The following is a 3,881-nucleotide window of genomic DNA, read 5'->3' as shown; positions in this document are numbered from 1 at the left end:
GTATAAAACATTATAACTAAATGGATTGTTTATCAAAATAACTTGGGGATTAATATGCAACATCAAAAACAAAGTGGTTTTACATTAATAGAATTAATTATCGTTATCGTGATTTTAGGCATTTTGGCAGTGACTGCCGCACCTAAATTTCTTGACCTTCAAGCTGATGCGAAAAGTAGCACAGTAAAGGCTGTTGAGGGGGCAGTGAAGTCTGTAAGCTCAATCGTTTATGCTAAATCTTTGATTGCAAGCGAAACTGGTCTTTCAGGCTCAGTAGATGTTAATGGTGTTGCCACCTCCGTGGTTTATGGGTATTTAGAACATGGTGAAGATTTGTTAGTTCTGTTAGATATTGATTCAGAAATGTTACCAGTTTTTCATACAGGCACTACAGCAGACGATGGGGACCCAGGTGCAACTAGTTCTGCTATTTCGTTTTATGGCTTCGATAATGCTAACTTTGATTATGCAGATGCTGGAACTGTCAATGACGGATGTCTGATTTTGTATACAGAAGCAACTTCAGCGACTGTACCTGCGACAGTGACATCATCAACTGGCGGTTGTTAATTTAAAATTAACGTGTCGTACGTGGGGGTTAATTACTCCCACGTCTAATTATGTATGAGCCATTTCAGTCAAGAGCGAGAATAATGTTAACTCTCCAACATTACTCATACAGACATAAAGGCTTTACTTTAATAGAGCTTATCTTGGTTATTATCTTGATTAGTGTCCTATCTGTTTCAGCTTTTAGTCGTTTTTTTGGAACCTCAGGTTTTTCAGAATACACTTATCAAGCCAGGCTAATTTCTGCCCTGCGTAATATGCAAACTCGCGCCATGCATGACACACGCGATGAATACTGCTTTCAAATCAATTTTTATAGCAGCAACGCTGCTTTTGGACCACCTGTTCTGAACTACACGACGGGCTCTGCATCTGATACCTGCCTGACAGATATTGATTTTAACAATCCTGGTTACCTGACCACCAGCGAAGCTGAGATGGCCGATGCTGAAGTAAGTTTGTCAACACTGCCCAGTTTTAGTTTTATTGCTTTTAACAGCTTAGGCCAACCTGTTGATGGTGCGGGGCTACTTGCTTGTGATAGTGAAGACAATAAAATGTGTAAAGTCATCCTCACAGGCAAGAAAGAAGTATCGGTGTGCATTGAATCGGAAGGTTATATTCATGCATGTTAAGAACCTAAAAGGTTTTACTTTAATCGAACAAGTGATTGGCATAGTCGTCTTTTCTATTGCTTTAGGATTATTTATATCTTTGTTGGTTCCCCAAGTAGTACGCAGTGTAGAACCTGTTTATCAGGTACGCGCATCTGAGTTAGGCCAGTCTTTAATTAACGAAATTTCTGGTAAATCCTATGATGAAGCATCTGATAGAACCGGTGGAGCTATACGGTGCGATGGCACATCGTGTTCCGCATGGAATAATATGGGGGCTGATCCAATGGATTCTGGTACTGAAAGCCGCATCAATTTTGATGATGTAGATGACTACAACGGATTTGAAATGCCTAACATATATGGTGTGTTTAATAATGCACTGGGCGAGGCCCTGACCATAAATGGCACGAACCTGTACGAAGGTTTCACCGTCAATGTATCCGTTTTCTATGATACTGACTTTGATGGCATTAACGATGAAGCAATTGGTAGTGCCAAGCTGATTACCATAATTATTACTACGCCCAATGATCAAAATATTATATTTTCGACCTATGTGAGCAATTACTGATGACACTGCAGACTAAGACAAGAACCAAAGGTTTTACTTTAGTTGAACTGGTCACTGTGATCATAGTTTTAGGTGTGGTGTCGGTGGGTATTGCAGGTTTTATTCGCACAGGTGTCGAGGTTTATGCGGATGTTTTGGAGCGCGACCAAATTATTGGTGATAGCCGTTTTGTGGTCGAACGTATTAATCGAGAACTGCGTTCATCTATACCCAATAGTATCCGCGTAACAGACGATGGCAATATTCAATGTTTAGAATTTGTGCCTGCGGAATGGATAACGTTTTATACCTCTTTATCTGTTACCCCTGACACGTCATTAGTAGCCACCGTGTTTACGTTAGCTGGCAACAAAATTGAGTATTCACTGGAACCAGGTGATTTTGCTGTAGTGTATCCAACAACTAATTTTGACGTGTATCATGAAGATAGCGATAAGCGCCGAGAAATCGTACCGTGTACACCGAGTCTTTGCGGTACAGGTAATACCATAATTGGCGTTGACCGGTTAAGCATCTCAGAGGCATTCATAGATCATTCCCCAGCATCACGATTATATATAGCCCGTAAGGCCGTGAGTTATTGTGCGAATACTGGTGAAAAACGTATTTATCGAAGTGAAAATAGCTTGCTTAATAGTGACCAAGATTTATATTCAACAGGAGTATTAATGGCTGAAAATCTTGCTAATGTGTTGGCTAACGATGAAGCACCTTTTTCTGTCTCTGAGGCAACACTGACCAGAAATGGTCTAGTACAGATTTTTCTGACATTTAACCGCAATGAAGAAATGATCAACTTTAACTCCGAGGTGCATATTCCTAATGTACCCTAGATATTTTATACCAAATAATATGGCCAAACCAATCAATCAACGTGGCAGCATGTTAGTGATAGCCTTGTTTGTTATTATTGTTTTAGGGCTTTTAGGACTGACCATGACACGCCTGTTATCCTCGTCTTCAGAAACTATTATTCACGAAGTATTGGGACAAAGGGCACTAAACGCCTCAAGAGCAGGTATCAATTGTGCGGTCGCAAAACAACTTGGCTCTGGTTGTAATGTTCTTAGTCCGTTCACATTTGTAGGCGTTCCGGGGTTAGAAAATTGCTTATTTAAATATGAGATTGGCGAAACAGCAGTACAAGACGGCAGCAAAAATTTTACACATTGGACCTTTAATAGCGAGGGACAATGTACAGTGGGTAATACTAACGTAACACGTAATATCTATGTCGATGCAATGCTGGAGGTGGAATAGCCATGAAAATATTTATCTCCTTTATAATTGCTGTATTTAATTTTTGCCATAAATTTGAAACTCTCCAATGTAGTGACTTTGTAACATATACTTATTATCGTTTTGAAAATACCTTTTGTTACCAAGCACATAGAGACTGGTCAATAGAAGATATATCTTGATGCATTGCAATATTCAAAAACCGACTTACTCGCGGATACTGCCTATCCTGTTGGTCTGTTTAAGTGGAAACGTTTATGCAGCGATTAGTGACTACTGTGAAACTACCTTCGTGGATGGTGCAACTGCCCATGGTAACGGTAAAATAGAAATTGGTAACTCCCCAACAATATACAATAATCCAGATGGCTTACTAGCCGCAAGCAATGAAAAGGAAATAGAAAGACTAAACTGTGATGGTTTTGGGGCGTGTCAAATTTCAAATACGCCGACAGAACCTCTTAATTTAGGTGATTTTATAGAAAGTGCAAATGATGAAAATGACGTTGATGTTGACTCCTCTTCAGTCACAATAGGTGGAACCTCAGGTCCTTATAAAGGGAACAACTTTGGCACCATCAATGTTAATAACGGCGGCACACTGACTTTTAGTGGCGAGTATAGCCAATACCTAATCAAGGAAATAAATGTTCTAGAAAATGGTAATAACGCGACCTTGAATTTAACCCCAGGAGATTATTATATTGAAGAAATTGAAACTTATGAAAACACCATTATCAATATAGTTGGATCAGGAGATGTGCGTATTTTTTTAAGGGACCATAGCGACTTTGAAGGCAATACTCGTATCAACATTAATGGTAATGTCGGCCAGTTATTGATCTGTCCTTTATACACCTCTGACTCTGCCGACTAAGAGGAAA

General features: G+C 39.6%; 6 protein-coding genes. All 6 read left to right on the top strand.

Annotated features, from left to right (window positions below):
* Nucleotides 1-54: 54 nt before the first annotated feature.
* The 6 genes from QZ562_RS20245 to QZ562_RS20220 all read left to right on the top strand — a co-directional run bounded on the left by QZ562_RS20245 (nt 55) and on the right by QZ562_RS20220 (nt 3,874).
* Nucleotides 55-570: a prepilin-type N-terminal cleavage/methylation domain-containing protein gene (locus tag QZ562_RS20245; RefSeq protein ID WP_293764367.1), complete on the top strand. Its 516-nt coding sequence runs from the start codon at nt 55-57 to the stop codon at nt 568-570.
* An 83-nt stretch (nt 571-653) separates the two neighbouring features.
* Entirely contained in the window at nt 654-1,205 is a 552-nt protein-coding gene (locus QZ562_RS20240) for a prepilin-type N-terminal cleavage/methylation domain-containing protein (protein WP_293764365.1), read from the top strand.
* The gene (locus QZ562_RS20235) at nt 1,195-1,758 is read left to right on the top strand and encodes a type II secretion system protein (protein WP_293764362.1); all 564 of its coding nucleotides are present in this window, start codon (nt 1,195-1,197) and stop codon (nt 1,756-1,758) included. The genes QZ562_RS20240 and QZ562_RS20235 overlap by 11 nt, the downstream gene beginning before the upstream one ends.
* Nucleotides 1,758-2,591, top strand: a complete 834-nt coding sequence (locus QZ562_RS20230; RefSeq protein WP_293764359.1) for a prepilin-type N-terminal cleavage/methylation domain-containing protein — start codon at nt 1,758-1,760, stop codon at nt 2,589-2,591. Before QZ562_RS20235 ends, QZ562_RS20230 begins: the two co-directional genes overlap by 1 nt.
* Nucleotides 2,581-3,018 carry an MSHA biogenesis protein MshP gene (locus QZ562_RS20225; protein ID WP_293764356.1) on the top strand — a complete coding sequence of 146 codons (438 nt, stop codon included), beginning with the start codon at nt 2,581-2,583 and terminating at the stop codon, nt 3,016-3,018. Before QZ562_RS20230 ends, QZ562_RS20225 begins: the two co-directional genes overlap by 11 nt.
* A gap of 157 nt (nt 3,019-3,175) precedes the next feature.
* Nucleotides 3,176-3,874 carry a hypothetical protein gene (locus QZ562_RS20220; protein WP_293764354.1) on the top strand — a complete coding sequence of 233 codons (699 nt, stop codon included), beginning with the start codon at nt 3,176-3,178 and terminating at the stop codon, nt 3,872-3,874.
* The last annotated feature ends 7 nt before the right edge of the window (nt 3,875-3,881 follow it).

The sequence above is a fragment of the uncultured Paraglaciecola sp. genome, assembly GCF_913058035.1.
GTDB lineage: Bacteria > Pseudomonadota > Gammaproteobacteria > Enterobacterales > Alteromonadaceae > Paraglaciecola.
Note: the sequence above shows the minus strand (reverse complement) of the source record. Positions and strands in the feature narration are given on the sequence as shown.

What these genes read in the sequence shown, in the direction of transcription:
- QZ562_RS20235 (WP_293764362.1), top strand. Translation starts at nt 1,195, where the DNA reads ATGCATGTTAAGAACCTAAAAGGTTTTACTTTAATCGAACAAGTGATT.
- QZ562_RS20225 (WP_293764356.1), top strand. Translation starts at nt 2,581, where the DNA reads ATGTACCCTAGATATTTTATACCAAATAATATGGCCAAACCAATCAAT.
- QZ562_RS20240 (WP_293764365.1), top strand. Translation starts at nt 654, where the DNA reads ATGTTAACTCTCCAACATTACTCATACAGACATAAAGGCTTTACTTTA.
- QZ562_RS20230 (WP_293764359.1), top strand. Translation starts at nt 1,758, where the DNA reads ATGACACTGCAGACTAAGACAAGAACCAAAGGTTTTACTTTAGTTGAA.
- QZ562_RS20245 (WP_293764367.1), top strand. Translation starts at nt 55, where the DNA reads ATGCAACATCAAAAACAAAGTGGTTTTACATTAATAGAATTAATTATC.